Origin of the sequence: Streptomyces cavernicola (genome assembly GCF_029968035.1) — a bacterium.
Lineage (GTDB): Bacteria > Actinomycetota > Actinomycetes > Streptomycetales > Streptomycetaceae > Streptomyces > Streptomyces cavernicola.
Genome location: NZ_JASCIQ010000007.1, coordinates 53,143 through 69,901 on the forward strand (window position 1 = coordinate 53,143; position 16,759 = coordinate 69,901).

Annotated in this window: 13 protein-coding genes and 1 pseudogene; 3 read left to right on the forward strand and 11 right to left on the reverse strand. The window is 72.6% G+C overall.

Annotation, left to right across the window (positions count from 1 at the left end; genetic code table 11):
• Positions 1-257: 257 nt before the first annotated feature.
• Positions 258-1,436 (reverse strand): DUF6777 domain-containing protein, encoded by a 1,179-nt coding sequence (locus tag QIS96_RS08730; RefSeq protein WP_282541861.1) that lies wholly within the window; start codon positions 1,434-1,436, stop codon positions 258-260.
• A gap of 94 nt (positions 1,437-1,530) precedes the next feature.
• On the opposite strand from QIS96_RS08730, the gene QIS96_RS08735 reads away from it, so the two are divergent.
• Complete coding sequence (locus QIS96_RS08735) at positions 1,531-2,967, forward strand: lipase maturation factor family protein (protein WP_282541862.1); 1,437 nt, start codon at positions 1,531-1,533, stop codon at positions 2,965-2,967.
• Here the strand turns inward: QIS96_RS08735 and QIS96_RS08740 are convergent.
• From QIS96_RS08740 to QIS96_RS08775, 8 genes are all read right to left on the reverse strand, one after another.
• On the reverse strand, positions 2,955-3,803 hold the full coding sequence (locus QIS96_RS08740; RefSeq protein WP_282541863.1) for an amidohydrolase family protein: 849 nt from the start codon (positions 3,801-3,803) through the stop codon (positions 2,955-2,957). The genes QIS96_RS08735 and QIS96_RS08740 overlap by 13 nt on opposite strands.
• On the reverse strand, positions 3,800-4,114 hold the full coding sequence (locus tag QIS96_RS08745) for an L-rhamnose mutarotase (RefSeq protein WP_282541864.1): 315 nt from the start codon (positions 4,112-4,114) through the stop codon (positions 3,800-3,802). Before QIS96_RS08745 ends, QIS96_RS08740 begins: the two co-directional genes overlap by 4 nt.
• Positions 4,111-5,070, reverse strand: a complete 960-nt coding sequence (locus tag QIS96_RS08750) for an aldo/keto reductase (protein WP_282541865.1) — start codon at positions 5,068-5,070, stop codon at positions 4,111-4,113. The genes QIS96_RS08745 and QIS96_RS08750 overlap by 4 nt, the downstream gene beginning before the upstream one ends.
• Positions 5,067-5,831, reverse strand: coding sequence for an SDR family NAD(P)-dependent oxidoreductase (locus tag QIS96_RS08755; RefSeq protein WP_282541866.1), 765 nt, complete (start codon positions 5,829-5,831; stop codon positions 5,067-5,069). Before QIS96_RS08755 ends, QIS96_RS08750 begins: the two co-directional genes overlap by 4 nt.
• Positions 5,828-7,180: an enolase C-terminal domain-like protein gene (locus QIS96_RS08760; RefSeq protein ID WP_282541867.1), complete on the reverse strand. Its 1,353-nt coding sequence runs from the start codon at positions 7,178-7,180 to the stop codon at positions 5,828-5,830. The genes QIS96_RS08755 and QIS96_RS08760 overlap by 4 nt, the downstream gene beginning before the upstream one ends.
• Positions 7,181-7,207: 27 nt before the next feature.
• The gene (locus QIS96_RS08765; protein WP_282541997.1) at positions 7,208-8,167 is read right to left on the reverse strand and encodes an ABC transporter permease; all 960 of its coding nucleotides are present in this window, start codon (positions 8,165-8,167) and stop codon (positions 7,208-7,210) included.
• 119 nt (positions 8,168-8,286) lie between these two features.
• Positions 8,287-9,846: a sugar ABC transporter ATP-binding protein gene (locus tag QIS96_RS08770; protein ID WP_282541868.1), complete on the reverse strand. Its 1,560-nt coding sequence runs from the start codon at positions 9,844-9,846 to the stop codon at positions 8,287-8,289.
• Positions 9,843-10,868: a sugar ABC transporter substrate-binding protein gene (locus tag QIS96_RS08775; protein ID WP_282541998.1), complete on the reverse strand. Its 1,026-nt coding sequence runs from the start codon at positions 10,866-10,868 to the stop codon at positions 9,843-9,845. The genes QIS96_RS08770 and QIS96_RS08775 overlap by 4 nt, the downstream gene beginning before the upstream one ends.
• A 301-nt stretch (positions 10,869-11,169) precedes the next feature.
• Here QIS96_RS08775 and QIS96_RS08780 point away from each other — a divergent pair, with 301 nt between their 5' ends.
• On the forward strand, positions 11,170-11,874 hold the full coding sequence (locus tag QIS96_RS08780) for a FadR/GntR family transcriptional regulator (RefSeq protein WP_282541869.1): 705 nt from the start codon (positions 11,170-11,172) through the stop codon (positions 11,872-11,874).
• A gap of 508 nt (positions 11,875-12,382) precedes the next feature.
• On the opposite strand, the gene QIS96_RS08785 is transcribed toward QIS96_RS08780, so the two are convergent.
• Positions 12,383-13,087, reverse strand: coding sequence for a TetR/AcrR family transcriptional regulator (locus QIS96_RS08785; RefSeq protein WP_282541870.1), 705 nt, complete (start codon positions 13,085-13,087; stop codon positions 12,383-12,385).
• 133 nt (positions 13,088-13,220) lie between these two features.
• Between QIS96_RS08785 and QIS96_RS08790 the strand changes: the two genes are divergently transcribed.
• Positions 13,221-14,873 carry an amidohydrolase gene (locus QIS96_RS08790; RefSeq protein WP_282541871.1) on the forward strand — a complete coding sequence of 551 codons (1,653 nt, stop codon included), beginning with the start codon at positions 13,221-13,223 and terminating at the stop codon, positions 14,871-14,873.
• Positions 14,874-15,126: 253 nt separating this feature from the next.
• Here the strand turns inward: QIS96_RS08790 and QIS96_RS08795 are convergent.
• A pseudogene (locus QIS96_RS08795) lies at positions 15,127-16,708 on the reverse strand (alpha-L-fucosidase).
• Between the last annotated feature and the right edge of the window lie 51 nt (positions 16,709-16,759).

The following is a 16,759-nucleotide window of genomic DNA, read 5'->3' on the forward strand; positions in this document are numbered from 1 at the left end:
CGGACGGGCTTTCCTTTGCTCCCCTCCCCGCCCCTTCCCGAAAGACTGCCGTCGGCTTCTGGGGGCCAGCCCCCAGACCTCCGCTCCTCAAACGCCGGAGGGGCTGAATCTGGGCGGTGATACGTGCCCCGACAGGGGCGCGGGGAACTGCGCGACCAGCCACGACGGCGCAGCAGTCGAACGACGGCCGGGGGCCGGGGGCGCAGCCCCCGTGGCCGTCCGCCAGGACTTTCGGGAAGGGGCGGGGTGGGGGCAGATCAGCTGTTGAACGTGTCCGCACCCCCGTCAGGGGCCTCGCTCGGCGGCACCGCGTTCTCGTCCGGCTCCGGCTCCGGCTCCGGCCCCGGCTCCGTAGGCTCCTCGCTCTGCGGCTCGTCGGTCTGCGACTCCGGCTCCGGCGGGGTCGGCGGGGTCGGGCAGCCCGGGGGCGGTGTGAAGTCGCGGCCGTCCGGGTCGGGCGGGGGCTGCACGGTCGGGCAGTCGTCCGGGGTCGGCGTCGGGCAGCCCGGCGGCAGCTCCGGCTCGCGGCCGTTCTCGTCGACGGGAGGCGGCTCCGCCGGACACGACTCACTCGGCGACGGCGAGCTCGGGGACGGGGACGTCGGCGAGGGCGAGGTCGGGGAGGGGGACGTGGGCGCGGGCGAAGTGGGGCTCGGCTTCGGGCGCGGTACGACCTTGTCCTCGCTCTTGTGCCCCGTGGGCCGCTCGATCCAGGTGTTGTTGGTGATGTTGATGATCGTGATGTTGGTGATCACGACGGGCGCCGGGGTGACCACGACGACCTTGCTCGGCCGGTAGCCGCTCCACGGCTTGCCCCGCACGGTGGGGTCGCTCTTCAGGGGGGCCGGCGGCGTCAGCGGGTTGCCGCAGGAGCAACGCACCCGCGGCATCCCCCGGTTGTCGACGAGTACGGCCGTGCCCGCCTGGAGCACCGACTGGTACGAGTCGGCGCGGCCGTCGCGGAAGCCGTGGTTGGTGACGCGGGTGTCGCCGCGCAACTGCACCGCGGTCAGCCCGCGCAGATAGCCGGGCACCTCGTTCGCGGCGACGCCGACGGTGTCCGCGAACGCCTGCTGCTTGCCGCGGTTCGCGCCGAGGAAGCGGATCTGCGCCTCGACGTCGCAGCTCGCCTTGTCCCGCGTACCGCCGTAGAGGCCGGGGGTGTCGCCGGAGACGGCGCGGACGCCCTGCTCGGTCGGGGTGGGACCGGTCTGCACCGGCTGCGGTGTTCGGGTGACGGGCGGCGGGGTCTCGGTGACCTCCGACGTGGACTGGGTGAAGGGGTCGGGGCCCGGCGCGGCCACGGGTTGGAGGAACACCTCCCCCTCGGCGTCGGCGGCGGTCGGGGCCATCTCTTCGCCGCTGGAACAGCCGGCGACCAGGAGGGCCGCGGATATCGCGAAGGCCGTTGCGTAGCGCCTGGTCGTTCGGTACACGCCTGTTGCTCCCGCCTGTTTCCGGGCATTTCGTCCCTCATTGTCTGCGGGCTGCGGCAACGCCTCGCAAGCCGGGGCGCGTCACAATGGGGGCGTGGAGTGGTTCACGGAACCCGGGTACTGGCTCGCCCGGCTGATCTTCCAGCGCGCCCTGGCCGCCGTGTACCTCGTGGCGTTCCTCTCGGCGGCGCTGCAGTTCCGGGCGCTGATCGGGGAGCGGGGCATGCTGCCGGTGCCGCGGTTCGTGGCGCGCGTGCCGTGGCGGCTCGCGCCGAGCCTGTTCCAACTGCGCTATTCCGACCGGCTGTTCGCGCTCACCGCGTGGGGCGGGGCGCTCTGGTCGGCGGCGCTGCTCGCGGGCGTCGACGGTCTCGTGCCGCTGTGGGCGGCGATGCTGCTGTGGCTGGCGCCGTGGGCGCTGTACCTGTCGATCGTGAACGTGGGGCAGACCTGGTACAGCTTCGGCTGGGAGTCACTGCTCCTGGAGGTCGGCTTCCTCGCGGTGTTCCTCGGCAACGACGAGGCCGGCCCGCCGGTCCTGGTCCTTTTCCTGCTGCGCTGGGTGCTGTTCCGGGTGGAGTTCGGGGCGGGGCTCATCAAGATGCGCGGCGACCGCTGCTGGCGCGATCTGACCTGCCTCTACTACCACCACGAGACGCAGCCGATGCCGGGCCCGCTGAGCTGGTTCTTCCACCACCTGCCGCGCCCGTTGCACCGCGTGGAGGTGGCCGCCAACCACTTCACCCAACTCGTCGTCCCGTTCCTGCTGTTCACGCCGCAGCCGGTCGCCTCGTACGCGGCGGCGCTGATGGCGCTGACGCAGTTGTGGCTGATCCTGTCGGGCAACTTCTCCTGGCTGAACTGGCTGACGGTGACGCTCGCCCTGTCCGCGATCGACTGGTCCCCACTGGCGGACGGCCCGCCGCCCGCGTTCCCGGAGACGCCCGTCTGGTACGCGGTCCTCGTCATCGCCGTCACGTGTCTGGTCGCGGGGCTCAGCTACCACCCGGTCCGCAACCTGCTCTCCCGCAGGCAGGTCATGAACACCTCGTTCGACCCGTTGCGCCTGGTCAACACGTACGGCGCGTTCGGCAGCATCGGCCGGGTGCGCACCGAGGTGGTCGTGGAGGGCACGAACGAGCTCACGCCGTCGATGGACGGCCAGGCCTGGCGGGAGTACGGCTTCAAGGGCAAGCCGGGTGACGTGCGGCGGCTGCCGCGGCAGTTCGCCCCGTACCATCTGCGGCTCGACTGGCTGATGTGGTTCGCGGGCCTGTCCCCCGCGTACGCCCGCTCGTGGTTCGGGCCGTTCGTGGAGCGGCTGTTGGTGAACGACCCGGACACGCTGCGGCTGCTGGGCCGCAACCCGTTCCCGGACGAGCCCCCGAAGTACGTGCGCGCGCGGCTCTACCGCTACCGGTACACGACCTGGCGCGAGCTGCGGGAGACCGGGGCGTGGTGGCACCGGACGCACGTGCGCGAGTTCTGGCCGCCGACGCGGCTCGACACGCCCGCGGATCACATCCGGTAGACGCGGGCGGCGGTGCCGGAGAACAGCCGGGTGCGCTCGCCGGGGCTCAGCCGCGACGTCAACTCCCTTGCCGCGCCGATGACTTCACCGTAGCTCGCGGCCAGCGTGCACACCGGCCAGTCCGAGCCGAACATCAGCCGGTCCGGGCCGAAGGCGTCGAGGGCGGTGTCGACGTACGGCCGCAGCACGTCCGGGGTCCAGGTCGTCCAGTCGGCCTCGGTGACCAGGCCGGAGAGTTTCGCCGCCGTGTTGGGCAGGGCGGCGAGCGCGGCGAGCCGTCCGGCCCACGGCCCGTGCTCCCCGGCGGCGATCGGCGGTTTGCCCAAGTGGTCGAGTACGAAGGTGAGTTGGGGGTGTTCGGCGGCGGCACGGGCGCAGGCGTCGAGCTGGTGGTCCAGGACGACCAGGTCGTACGCGAGGCCCGCGGCGGCCACCGCCGACAGGCCGCGGTGCACGTCGGGGCGGAGCAGCCACTCCGGGTCCGGCTCGCCCTGCACCTGGTGCCGGATGCCCACCAGGCGTTCCCCGCCCGGGAGTTGGCGGAGCCGGGCCAGCTCGTCGGCGACGTCCGGTGCGGTCAGGTCGGTCCAGCCGACGACGCCCGCGACCAGGTCGGGGCGGGCGGCGGCGAGGGCGAGCAGCTCCGGGGTCTCTTCGGGGACGGTGACGGTCTGCACGAGCACGGTCCCCGTGACCCCGGCCGCGCGGGCCTCGGGCGCGAGGTCGTCGAGTGCGAAGTCCCTTCGTATGGGGGCGAGTTCGGGTCCGGTGATCCAGTCCTGGTCGCGTACGGAGAGGTCCCAGACGTGGTGGTGGGCGTCGATCACACCGGTCATGGCAGCTCCCACACGACGGGCAGGCCCGCGTCGGCGCCCTCGGCGGAGTAGTCGTGCGTGACGTCGAGGAGCTCGGCCATGCGGGCCTGCCAGGCGACGTTGACGGGGAGGTGTTCGAGTTCGGCGATGAGGCGGGGGTAGTCCTCGCAGTCGATGAGGTGGAAGAGGTCCGTGCCGCTGCGCCAGATCGTCCACCGCTGCGCGCCCGCCGCACGGATGGCCCGGGTGAGTTCCTCGGGGACCTCGCGGTGGGCGGCGTCGTACTCGGCGAGGCGGTCGGCGCGGACCTTGGTGTGCAGGGCGACTCTCATGACGGCTCCCCTGTGGGTACGGGCACGTCGGCCGGGAGGAGCCCCTCGGCCTGTGCTTCTTTCCAGAAGTCGCCGGGGACGCGCGTGCCCGCCTGGGTCACCGCGTCCCGGACCTCCTCGGGTGTGCGGGCGCCGACGAGCACGGCCGTCACGGCGGGCTGCGCGAACGGGAACGCGAGGGCGGCGGCCCGCAGCGAGATCCCGTACCGCCCGGCGAGGTCGCTCAACTTCCTTGCTATGGCGAGGAGTTCGGGCGGGGCCTGCGCGTAGTCGTACGTGGCGTCGGGGCCCGGGTCCGCGAGCAGGCCCGAGTTGAAGACACCGCCGATGACGACGGCCGTGCCGCGGGCCTCGGCCGCGGGCAGCAGGTCGGCGTGCGCGCTCTGGTCGAGGAGGGTGCAGCGGCCCGCGCACAGCACCTCGTCGACGTCGGTGTCCCGTACGAAGCGGGTGAGCATCGCGGACTGGTTCATGCCCGCGCCGATCCGCGCCACCGTGCCCTCGGCGCGCAGCCGTTCCAGGGCCGGGTAGGCCTCGCGGAAGGCCTGCTCGGCGTGGTCGTCGGGGTCGTGCAGATAGACCGTGTCGACCCGGTCGAGGCCGAGCCGGGCGAGGCTCTCCTCCAGGGAGCGGCGGACGCCGTCGGCGCTGAAGTCCCACACGCGGCGGTGCGTGGCGGGCACGGCGAAGCCGCCCTCGGCCAGGTCGTCGCCGGGCCGCGGGTCGGGTTCGAGGAGGCGGCCGGCCTTCGTGGACAGGGTGAACGCGGCGCGGGGCCGGTCGCGCAGGGCGGCGCCGAGGCGGCGTTCGGAGAGGCCTAGGCCGTAGTGGGGCGCGGTGTCGAAGGCGCGGACGCCGAGGTCCCAGGCGGTGTCGACGGTCGCGCGGGCCTGGGCGTCGGTGACGGGCCGGAACAGGTTGCCGAGGGCCGCGCCGCCCAGGGCCAGGGTGCTCACGCGTCCGCCGCGGGGCGCAGCCGCAGGCCCTGCATGCCGCCGTCGACGGCGAGCGCCGTGCCGGTGGTGGCGCCCGCGGCGGAACTCGCCAAGTAGCAGATGGCGGTGGCGACTTCGTCGGCCGTGACGAGCCGACCGGTGGGCTGGCGGGCCGCGAGGGCGGCGCGTTCGGCGGCCGGGTCGGGCGCGGCGTCGAGGAGCCGGCCGATCCACGGGGTGTCGACGGTGCCGGGGTTGACGCAGTTGACCCGCACCCCTTCCCGTACGTGGTCGGCGGCCATCGCGAGGGTCAGGGAGAGCACCGCGCCCTTGGACGCGCTGTACAGGGCGCGCTGCGGCAGGCCCGCCGTGGCGGCGATGGAGCAGGTGTTGACGATCGCGCCGCCCGTGGAGGCGCGCAGGTACGGCAGGGCGGCGCGGCTGGTGCGGACGATGCCGAGGACGTTGACGTCGAGGACGCGCTGCCACTGGGCGTCGTCGTTGTCCTCGACGGTGCCCTGCGCGCCGATGCCCGCGTTGTTGACGAGGATGTCGACGCCGCCCATCTCCTCGGCGGCCGCGGCCACCGCCGTACGGATCGAGGCGTCGTCGGTGACGTCGGCGCGGCGGGCGTGCAGCGGGCCGTCGACCCCGGACGGGTCGAGGTCGAGGACGGTGACGCGGGCGCCGCGGGCGGCGAGGAGTTCGGCGGTGGCCCGGCCGATGCCGGAGGCGCCGCCGGTGACGAGGGCCGTGCGCCCGGCGAAGTCGGCGGTGGTCATGCGGCTGCTCCGTTCTGCTGGGGGTCGGGGGCTGCGGGCGTGCTCGCCCAGTAACTCCCGTCCGGATAGCGGTACTTGGCGATCGACTCGGGCCGGATGGCGGCGGAGAAGCCGGGCGCGGCAGGCGTGGCGTAGTGGCCGTCGCGGACGGCGACCGGGGTGAGGAAGTGCTCGTGGAGGTGGTCGACGTACTCGATGACGCGGTTCTCGGTGGTGCCGGTGAGCGCGACGTAGTCGAACATCGACAGGTGCTGGACGAGTTCGCAGAGGCCGACGCCGCCCGCGTGCGGGCAGACCGGCACGCCGAAGTGGGCGGCGAGCAGCAGGATCGCCAGGTTCTCGTTGACGCCGCCGACGCGCGCCGCGTCGATCTGCAGCACGTCGATCGCCCCGGCCTGCAGGAGCTGCTTGAACACGATGCGGTTCTGCACGTGTTCGCCGGTGGCGACGCGTACGGGCGCGACCTGCGCGCGGATCGCGGCGTGCCCGAGGACGTCGTCGGGGCTGGTGGGCTCCTCGATCCAGTACGGGTCGAAGGGCGCGAGCGCGCGGGTCCAGGCGACTGCCTCGTCGACGTTCCACCGCTGGTTGGCGTCGACGGCGATGCGGATGCCGGGGCCGACGGCGGCGCGGGCGGCGCGCAGGCGGCGCAGGTCGTCGTCGAGGTCGGCGCCGACCTTCAGCTTGATCTGGGTGAAGCCGTCGGCGACGGCCTGGCGGGCGAGCCGGGTCAGCTTCTCGTCGTCGTAGCCGAGCCAGCCCGGCGAGGTGGTGTACGCCGGATAGCCGCGTTTCCGCAGGTCGGCGGCGCGCTGCGGGGCTCCTTCGCGGCCGTTCCGGAGCAGCGCGAGGGCCCGTTCGGGCGTGAGGGCGTCGGCGATGTACCGGAAGTCGACCTGGGAGACCAGCCACTCCGGGCCGGCGTCCGCGAGGAACTGCCACAGCGGTTTGCGGGCGCGCTTGGCGGCCAGGTCCCAGGCGGCGTTGACGACCGCGCCGATCGCCATGTGCATCACGCCCTTCTCGGGCCCGAGCCACCGGAGTTGGCTGTCGCCGACCAGGTCCCGGTTGAGGCTGCCGGGGTCGGTGCACAGCGCGTCCACGGAGCGGCCGAGGACGTACGGGCGCAGCGCGTCGATCGCGGCGACCTGCACGTCGTTGCCGCGGCCGATGGTGAACGTGAAGCCGTGCCCCTCCTGCCCGTCGTCGGCGTCGGTGCGCAGCACCACGTACGCGGCCGAGTAGTCCGGGTCCGGGTTCATGGCGTCGGAGCCGTCGAGCTCGCGGGAGGTGGGGAAGCGGATGTCGTACGTGTCAACCGCCGTGATACGAGGCGCAGTTGCTGCCACGGGGTGCCTCTCGGAGTGGGGCGCAGGTCAGTCCTGCGCGCGGCCGGTGGTGACGCGGGCGATCATCAGGGCGACGAGGATGATGCCGCCGTAGATCGCCTGGATCCAGAAGGACGGCACCTGGGCCAGAGTGAGCAGATTCTGTACGACGCCGAGGAGCAGGACGCCGGTGAGCGCGCCGAACATGGTGCCCTTGCCGCCGTCGAGGCTGATGCCGCCGATGACCGCGGCCGCGAACACCGTGAAGATCATGTTCTGGCCCTGGTTGGCGTTGATGGCGCCCACGTACCCGGTCTGCATCAGGCCGCCGAGCGCGGCGAGCACCCCGGCGGCGACGAACACGCCGAGCATGACGCGTTCGACGCGGATGCCGGCCGCCCTGGCCGCCTCCGGGTTGCCGCCGATCGCGTACAGGGCCCGGCCCCAGCGGTGGTGCCTGAGCATCAGGCCGGCCGCCCCGAACGCGCCCGCGGCCACCCACACCGACAGCGGGATGCCGATGAACGTGCTGGTGGCGAGCGTGTAGAAGGACTCGGGCAGCCCGAAGAGCGTCTTGCCCTCAGTGGCTCCGACGAGGAGTCCGCGCAGCACGATCAGCATGGCCAGGGTCACGATGAACGCGTTGAGCTTGAACTTCACGACCAGTACACCGTTGAACGCGCCGAGCGCCGCACCCGTCGCGAGGATCGCGAGCAGCGCGAGCCCGGCGGGCCACTCGGTGCCGAACCCGGCCTGCGCGGCGGGCAGCACGAGCAGCGCGCCGAGCGCGGGCGCGATGCCGACGACCGACTCCAGGGACAGGTCGAACTTCCCGGTGATCAGGACCAGGGACTCGGCGAGCACCACCATCGCGAGGGCGGCGGACGCGCCGAGCACGGAGATCAGGTTGCGCTCGGTCAGGAACGAGTCGTTGACGAGCGCGCCGAGCAGCAGAAGCAGCAACAGGGCGGGTACGAGCGCGAGTTCACGGGCCCGCCGCCACAGCAGGCCGTGTGCGGGGCGTGCGGCGGAGGCGCGATCGGGGGCACCGCCGGGCGCACCGGGCGTGCCGGGCGTTCGGGACGGGCCCTCGGTGGCGCCTGCGGCCTTGGCCAGGGGTGTGTCGGTCACGGTCGGGCCACTCCTTCGATGGCGGCGATCAGCTCGTGGTCGTGCCAGCCCGCCGCGTACTCGGCGACGATCCGGCCGTGGAACAGGACCAGGACGCGGTCGCAGCGCCGCAGGTCGTCCAGCTCGTCGGAGACCACGAGCACGGCGGTGCCGTCGTCGCGGGCGGTGTCGACCCGGGCGAGCAGCGACTCCTTGGACTTCACGTCGACGCCCGCGGTGGGGTTGACGAGGACGAGCAGCCGCGGCTCCGAGGCGAGGGCGCGGGCCATGACGACCTTCTGGGCGTTACCGCCCGACAGGTCGGACACGGGTTGGTGGGGGCCCTCGGCGTGGATGTCGAGGCGCTGCACGAGGTCAACGGCGAGGGTCCGGCGGCGCTCGGTGGAGAGGAAGCCGAGGCGTCGCGCGAGGGGCGTGCCGGCCAGCCGGTCGAGGACGCCGAGCGTCGCGTTGTCCCCGATGCTCATCGCCGGCACGAGCCCCTGGTCGTGGCGGTCGCGCGGCACCCAGCCGACCCCGGCCCGCAGGGTCGCGGTGACATCGCCGAACGGCAGTGCCACGGCCGCGAGTTGAGCGGTTCCGGAGCGCGGCCGGTGCATCCCGGCGAGGGTCTCCGCTAGCTGGATCTTGCCGCTGCCGCTGGACCCGGCGAGCCCGACGACCTCGCCCTCGCGGACGGCCAGGTCCACGTTCTCGTACGCCTCGCCGGTCAGGGCGCGCACGTCGAGCAGGGTGCGGGCGTCCTCGGGCACGGGCGTACGGGCGGTGTCGGCGCGGTGGACGACGGACTCGCCCGCCATCGCCTCGACGAGCGCGGCGCGCGGCAGTTCCGCGACCGGGGCGGTGGTGATCCAGCGGGCGTCACGCAGCACGGTCACGGTCTGGCAGACCTCGTACACCTCCTGCAGGTGGTGCGAGATGAACAGGAAGGTGACGCCGGAGTCCTGCAGGGCGCGCATGCGCGTGAAGAGGCGTTCGATCTCGCGGTTGTCGAGCTGCGCGGTGGGCTCGTCGAGGATGATGAAGCGCGCGCCGAAGCTCAACGCCCGTGCGATCTCGACCATTTGACGGTCTTCGACGCTCAGCTCGCAGGTGCGGGCGTCCGGGTCGACGTGCACGTCCCAGGCGTCGAGCAGCTCGGCGGCCTCGCGGCGCAGGCGACGCCAGTCGATGAGCCCGGCCCGCCCGGTCGGCTGCCTGTTGACGAACAGGTTCTCGGCGACGGTGAGTTCGGGTACGACCGTCGGCTTCTGGTAGACGCAGGCGACCTTGGCGCGCCAGGCGTCGCGGTCGGTGAGCGCGGGTGCGGGCTCGCCGTCGAAGCGGACCGTCCCCGCGTCGGGGGCCTGCAGTCCGGTGAGGATCTGCACGAGGGTGGACTTGCCCGCGCCGTTGCGGCCGACGAGGGCGTGCGACTCGCCCTGGTGGACGGCGAGTTGGCCGTCCAGGAGCGCAGTCGTGGGCCCGTAGCGCTTGGTGATGCCGGTCGCCCGGACGAGGGGCGGCGGATGCGGACCGCTTGGCTGCTCTTGATGCTTCGTCAGAAGTGGGCTCATTCGACCGTGTTGCCCCACAGCTCGGGGTCGTCGACGTTCTCCTTGGTGACCAGCGGGGCGGGCAGCTGGTCCTCCAGGTTGCCGCTGGGCAGCTTCACGATGGTCGAGCCGTGGTCGGTGGGCCCGGGTTCGAACGTCTTCCCGGCCATCGCGGCCTTGATGTAGTACATGCCGTACTTGGCGTACGAGTCGGCCGGCTGCGAGACCGTCGCGTCGATCTGGCCCTTGCGGATCGCGGCGAACTCCTGCGGGATGCCGTCGTTCGACACGATCGAGATATGGCCCTTCTCGCCCGCCTTCTTCAGCATCCCCTTCGACTTGAGGGTCTGCAGCGTCGGCGCGAGATACACGCCGCCCGCCTGCAGGTAGATGCCCTTCACGTCCGGGTTGGCGTTGAGCAGCGTGTCCAGCTTGGACGCGGCGGCGTCCGACTCCCACTTGGCGGGGATCTCCAGGACCTTCAGCTTCGGGAACTTCTTCTTCACGCAGGTCCTGAACGCCTCCGACCGCTCACGCCCGTTGACCGAGGAGAGGTCGCCCATGATCTGCACGACCTTGCCGCTGTCGACGTGCTCGCCGAGGTAGTCGCAGGCCTTCTCGCCGTACGCGACGTTGTTCGCGCGCACCACCATCGCGACCTTGCCCTTCTCGGGGGCCACGTCGACGGCGACCACCGGGACGCCCTTGCGCTCGGCCTGGTCCAGGCCCGCGGAGATGGCGGCGCTGTCGAGGGGGGCGACGACGAGGCCGCCGACGCCCTGGTTGAGCTGGTTGTTGATATCGGTGATCTGCTGCGCCGAGTCGCTGTTGGAGTTGACGGTCTTGAGCGCGTCCACGCCCTGGTCCTTCGCCATCTTCGGCACGTAGTCGTTGTACGACTGCCAGAACGGCGAGGTGAGCAGCGGCACGATCACGCCGACCCTGGCGGCCTCTCCCCCGGCCGCGCCGCCGGAGCCGCCCGCGGCGTCCTTCGTGCTGCCGCAGGCCGCGAGCAGCAGTGCGGCGCAGCCGGCGGCGACCATGCGCGTCGTACGTCTCGTGCTCTTCGTACGTCTCGTGCTCTTCGTACGTCTCATGCGCTTCGTGCGCTCCGTACGGCTGGTGCGTTCGGTACGAGGGCTCATCCGACGGCTCCTCAAGGGGGAAGCGTGTCTGCGAGGTCGGCGAATATTTATCAGACCACTTCGGCTCGTCGACACCCTTGTGCCGCAACTTTTCCGGGAATTGAGGTGCGATCACGCTGTGGTGGTCGGACCACTGGGGTGGTTAGACTGCGGCGCACCCGGCTCCGGGGCGGGGTCGGGCGAGCGGGAGGGGTGGTCCGTGGAGCAGGCGTCCGCGCAGAAGGGCACGGTGACGCAGCGCGCCATCGAGCAGATCAAGGCGATGATCGCGGAGGGGCTCCTGGAGCCGGGCGGGCGGCTGCCCACGGAGCGGGATCTGGCCGCTCAGCTCGGCATCTCGCGCAGCTCCATGCGGGAGGCGATCCGCGCCCTGACGGTCCTCGGCGTCCTGGAGGCCCGGCACGGATCGGGCATCTACGTCACGCAGTTGGAGGCGGGCGACCTCCTGGAGACCTTCGGGGTGGTCGCGGACCTGTCGCGCGGCCCGAGCCTCGTCGAACTCCTGGAGGTGCGGCGGGTGTTGGAGTCCACGGCGACGGCGCTCGCGGCGGCGCGGATCTCGGATTCCCAACTCGCCGCCGTGCACGGGCACTTGGCGGCGATGGAGGCGACGGACGACCCGGAGGAGATCCTCTTCCACGACCTGGCCTTCCACCGGGAGATCGCGGCGGCCGCGGGCAACGGGACGATGGCGGCGATCCTGGAGGGCCTCTCCTCGCGGACGTTCCGGGCGCGGGTGTGGCGCGGCTACGAACAACAGGACGCGTTCGCCCGCACGCGCCGCGAACACGCCCGCATCTACGAGGCGTTGGCGGCCCGCGACCCGGAGGCGGCGCGGTCCGCTGCGGCGGCGCACGTGGGCGAGGTCGAGGTATGGCTCCGGGGCCAGCCTGGCCCCTCCTGACCGCCTCGGGGCTCCGCCCCGAACCCCGGCTGTCGATCGACTACCGCGCCGCGGCGGCTGGCCGCGCAGTTCCCCGCGCCCCTACCCGGGGCTCCGCCCCGAACCCCCGCCGTCGATCGACTACCGCGCCATCGTGGCCGATCGCGCAGTTCCCCGCGCCCCTGCCGGGGCCCGAAGTCTGACCCGCCGGGCCCATGGAGCAGCCACTCCGGTCCGACCAGAACCGAATTCCAGCCGGCCCACCGCTTGAGACCGAGCCCGGAGGGCGATGGGGGGCGCAGCCCCGCTAGGGGCGCGGGGAACTGCGCGACCAGCCACGACGGCGCTGCAGCCGGACGACGACCTCGAAAGGCACCCGTGGAGGGCGCAGCCCCGCTAAAGGCGCGGGGAACTGCGCGACCAGCCACGACGACGCTTCAGCCGAGCGGCGGCCCGAAGGGGGGTCCGGGGGCGCAGCCCCTGGGAGCCGTCCGCTGAGGACTTCGGGAAGGGGCGGGTAGGGGAAAAATCACCCACGGGCAGCAACCCCCACCAACCCCTCCAACAACAACTCCACCGCCCCCTCGAACGCCCCCTCAGCCATCAACCCCAACTCCCCCCGCACAGCGGCCAGTTGCGGATACTCCCCCGCGGGCAGCGACTGGTACACGGACGTCCACGCCACCTCGTCCCCCACCCTCCGCTCAGGCGAAAGCGACAAGGACGCCGCGTCGAGCGCCGCATGCCCGAGGACCGTGTCGACGAACGCCGCGTAGTGCCGTACCGCGTCCGCCTCCCCGAACCCGGCCCGGCGCAGCAGTCCGATGCCGGTGTCCACGGCCCGGAACTCGTGCGGGCGGCGCGTCACGCGGTACGCGGCGAGGGCCGCGATGCGCGGGTGTTCGCGGTAGCTGCGGTGGATGCGGTGCGCCATCTCGCGCAGTCCCGCCACCCAGTCGTCCCCCGGCTCGAACCCGTCGAGGGCCTCCCCGATGAGCCGGTCGGCGACGGCGAGCAGCAGGTCGTCGGTGTTGCGGAAGTACCGGTAGAGCGCACTCGGATCGCAGCCGAGCGCCGCACCGAGGCGGCGCACGCTCAGCGCCTCCGGCCCCTGCTGCGCGACCAGCGCAAGGGCCCGGTCGACGATCAGGTCCTGCGAGAGAACCACACCCGACCTGGCAGGCCTGCGGCGACGCCGCTCGGCCGGCACCCGCGACGTAGGCCCGTCACCCATGTCTCGTCCCCTCCCGTACGACTACGACCCCGCTGCCACGCGGCACCCTTATGTCAACACCATTGACGCAAGCCTGGCAAGGCCGATTGGATCGGGGCCCGATCTCGCCCCCACCGCCGCAAGGAGTCCGTACGTGTCCGACAGCAGCCCCGCCGATCTCGTCCTCACCGGCGGACCGGTCCACACCCTCTCCCCCGCCCGCGCCCGCGCCACGTCCCTCGCCGTGCGCGGGGAGCGCATCGTCGCCGTCGGCCACGACGAGGTGCGGGAGTTGATCGGCCCGCGCACCGAAGTCGTCGACCTGCGCGGCAAGTTGCTGGTCCCCGGCTTCCAGGACGCACATGTGCACCCGGTCGGCGGCGGCCTGGAGATGGGCCAGTGCGACCTGAGCGGGGCGACGACGCTCACCGAGTACCGGGAGCTGATCACCGCGTACGCCCGCGCCAACCCGGACCTGGAGTGGATCACCGGCGGCGGCTGGGCGATGGAGGCGTTCCCCGGCGGACTGCCGACCGCGGCCGAGCTCGACCGCCTCGTGCCGGACCGGCCCGTGTACCTGGTCAACCGCGACCACCACGGCGCCTGGGTCAACTCCCGCGCCCTGGACCGCGCCGGCATCGACGCCCGTACCCCCGACCCGGCCGACGGCCGTATCGAGCGCGGCGCGGACGGCGCACCCACCGGCATGCTGCAGGAGGGCGCCGCCAACATCGTCGGCCGGCTCCTGCCGCCCGTCACCCTCGAAGCGAAGATCACCGGGCTGCTCCGCGCCCAGGAGTTGCTGCACTCGTTCGGCGTCACGGCCTGGCAGGACGCCATCCTCGGCGAGCACGCCAACCTCACGGACCCCACGGACGCGTACCTCGCGACGGCCGAGGACGGCCGGCTCACCGCGCGCGTGGTGGGCGCGCTGTGGTGGGACCGGGCGCGCGGCACCGAGCAGATCGAGGAGCTGGTGGCGCGGCGCGCGGCGGGCACACGCGGCCGCCTCCGCTGCACGACCGTGAAGATCATGCAGGACGGCGTCGCGGAGAACGGCACGGCGGCGCTGCTCGGCCCGTACCTCGACGGCTGCGGCTGCACCTCCGACAGCAGCGGCATCAGCTTCGTGCCGCCTAAGGAACTCCGGTCGTACGTCGCCGAGTTGGACGCCCGCGGCTTCCAGGTGCACTTCCACGCGCTCGGCGACCGTGCCGTGCGCGAGGCTCTCGACGCGGTCGAGGCGGCGCGCGCGGCCAACGGTTTCACGGACACGCGCCCGCACCTCGCGCATCTGCAGGTCGTGCACCCCGACGACGTCCACCGGTTCCGGGAGCTCGGCGCGAGCGCCAACCTGCAGGCGCTGTGGGCGGTGCACGAGCCGGAGATGGACGAGTTGACGATCCCGTTCCTCGGGCCGGAGCGCAGCGCGCAGCAGTACCCGTTCGGCGACCTGCTGCGGTCCGGGGCGACCCTGGCGGCGGGCAGCGACTGGCCGGTGTCCAGCCCCGACCCGCTGCAGGCGCTGCACGTCGCGGTCAACCGCGTCCTGCCCGAAGCCCCGCACGGCACCCCGGTGTTCCTGCCCGAGCAGCGCATCGACCTGGGCTCGGCACTCGCCGCGTACACGGCGGGCAGCGCGTACGTGAACCACCTGGACGACGTGACCGGGACCCTCGCGCCGGGCTACTACGCGGACTTCGCGGTCCTCGACCGGGATCCGTTCGCCGGTCCGGCCGAGGAGATCGGGTCGACCCGTGTGGAGCAGACCTTCGTGGGCGGGCAGCGGGTGTACGCGGCGGGGTGACGCCCTCCGCGCACCCGCCGCGCACCCCTATGCCTGGCCCACACGTGCCGCGCCCACACGTGCCCCGCTCACACGTGCCGCGCCCACACGTGCCGCGCCCACACGTGCCCCGCTCACACGTGCCGCGCCCACACGTGCCCGCCTCCATGTGGTCAGCTCAGCTCACATGTGGTCAACCCCCATGTGCCGCGCCCACACAGGCCGGCGCCACCATGTGATCCGCCCACATGTGATCCGCCCACATGTGCCGCGCCTACACCCGGGAGCGGTACAGGCCGAACTCCGCGAGGTGTGCTTGGGCACGGGACGCGGTGACGCGGATCCGCCAGCGGCGGGCGGTGACCGGCGCGGGCAGCGGCAGGATGCGGCTCGCGCCGACGATCCCCTGGCGGGCGACCTCGCTCCAGGCCCCGTCAGCCCCGCCAGCCCCGCCAGCCCCGTCGACCTCCGCCTCCACCACGTACGCCTCGATCTGCTGGCCGTGCCGTACGTCCTCGGCGAGGCGGATGCGGTCGACCTCGACGGGGCGGCCGAGGTCGAGGGTGCGCACACCCGGGCCGTCGGAGGTCAGCGGGCAGCTCGGCCTCGATCCGCTCACGGAACTCCCGCAGCCGGGCCACGTCCGCGTCGGGCAGCAGACCGCGCTTGTCCGGCGGGATGTTCAGCAGCAGCACCGAGTTGCGGCCGACGGACCGGAACCAGATGTCCGTCAACTGCTCGACGGACTTGGGCTGTTGGTCCTCGTGGTAGAACCAGCCGGATCTGATGGACACATCGCACTCGGCGGGCCACCACTGCAGGTACTGGGCGACCTCGCGGGCCTGCAGGAGGGCGTCACGGCTGCCCTGGTCGGGGGCGTCGTAGGGCAGGGCGTAGTCGGTGCGGCCGTAGTCCTTCTCCTTGACGGGGACGACGCTCCACTCGTCCTCGCGGGCGAGCCCGCCCTCATTGCCGACCCAGCGGACATCGGGCCCGGACACGGCGATGGTGGCGTCCGGGGCGAGCGCCCGCACCAGCGCGTACCAGCTGTCCCAGTCGTACTTCTCCACCTTGTCCGGCGGGATGTGGCCCTGCGCCCCGTCGAACCACACCTCGTCGACGGGTCCGTACTCGGTGAGGACCTCGTAGAGCTGGTTGAGCATGTGCGCGCCGTAGTCCGTGGCGGGCAGCTCGAAGGTCGGCAGGTCCTTGCCGTCCCGGTCGTCGCCCTCGACGAGGGTGGGGACGGTGTGGTCGGCGCGCGGGCTGCCGTTGGCGTAGACCCCGTGCAGGTACTGGTTCTCGTCGGCGGGCGACACGTACACACCGACCTTGATGCCGTGCCGCCGCATCGAGTCGGCGAAGTTCCGCAGCACGTCACCGCGCCCACCGGCCCAACTGCTGGACGCCACACTGTGCTTGGTGTAGCGCGTCGGGTAGAGGACGAAGCCGTCGTGGTGCTTGACGGTGAGGATGGCGAGCTTGAAACCGCCGTCGCGCAGGGCCCGCGCCCACTGGTCGGTGTCGAGCCCGACCGGCTGGAACAGCTCGGGATCCTCCTCCCCCGACCCCCATTCGAGCCCGGTGAAGGTGTTCACGCCGAAGTGCAGGAACGCGGTTTTCTCCAGTGCCTGCCAGGCGAGTTGACGGCCCGTCGGGCGTACGAGGGAAGCCTTGCGGACGAGTTCCTCGGCGCTGTCGGAGGAGCTGATGGGGATGCGGTACGCGGGCTCGGCGGACGCCTGCGCACCGGCGGTCGCGGCGTGGGCGGGGGCGAGGGAGGCGCTGGACGCGGCGAGCGCGGTCGCCGTGCTCGCCGTGCTCGCCGTGAGGAAGAGACGTCGACTGACGGCCATGGGGCGGACCTCCGGGGGTCGGGGTGGGTGGAGCCGGACGGTACGAACGAT

What these genes read in the sequence shown, in the direction of transcription:
- QIS96_RS08740 (WP_282541863.1), bottom strand. Translation starts at nt 3,803, where the DNA reads ATGACCGGTGTGATCGACGCCCACCACCACGTCTGGGACCTCTCCGTA.
- QIS96_RS08745 (WP_282541864.1), bottom strand. Translation starts at nt 4,114, where the DNA reads ATGAGAGTCGCCCTGCACACCAAGGTCCGCGCCGACCGCCTCGCCGAG.
- QIS96_RS08755 (WP_282541866.1), bottom strand. Translation starts at nt 5,831, where the DNA reads ATGACCACCGCCGACTTCGCCGGGCGCACGGCCCTCGTCACCGGCGGC.
- QIS96_RS08770 (WP_282541868.1), bottom strand. Translation starts at nt 9,846, where the DNA reads ATGAGCCCACTTCTGACGAAGCATCAAGAGCAGCCAAGCGGTCCGCAT.
- QIS96_RS08775 (WP_282541998.1), bottom strand. Translation starts at nt 10,868, where the DNA reads ATGGTCGCCGCCGGCTGCGCCGCACTGCTGCTCGCGGCCTGCGGCAGC.
- QIS96_RS08785 (WP_282541870.1), bottom strand. Translation starts at nt 13,087, where the DNA reads ATGGGTGACGGGCCTACGTCGCGGGTGCCGGCCGAGCGGCGTCGCCGC.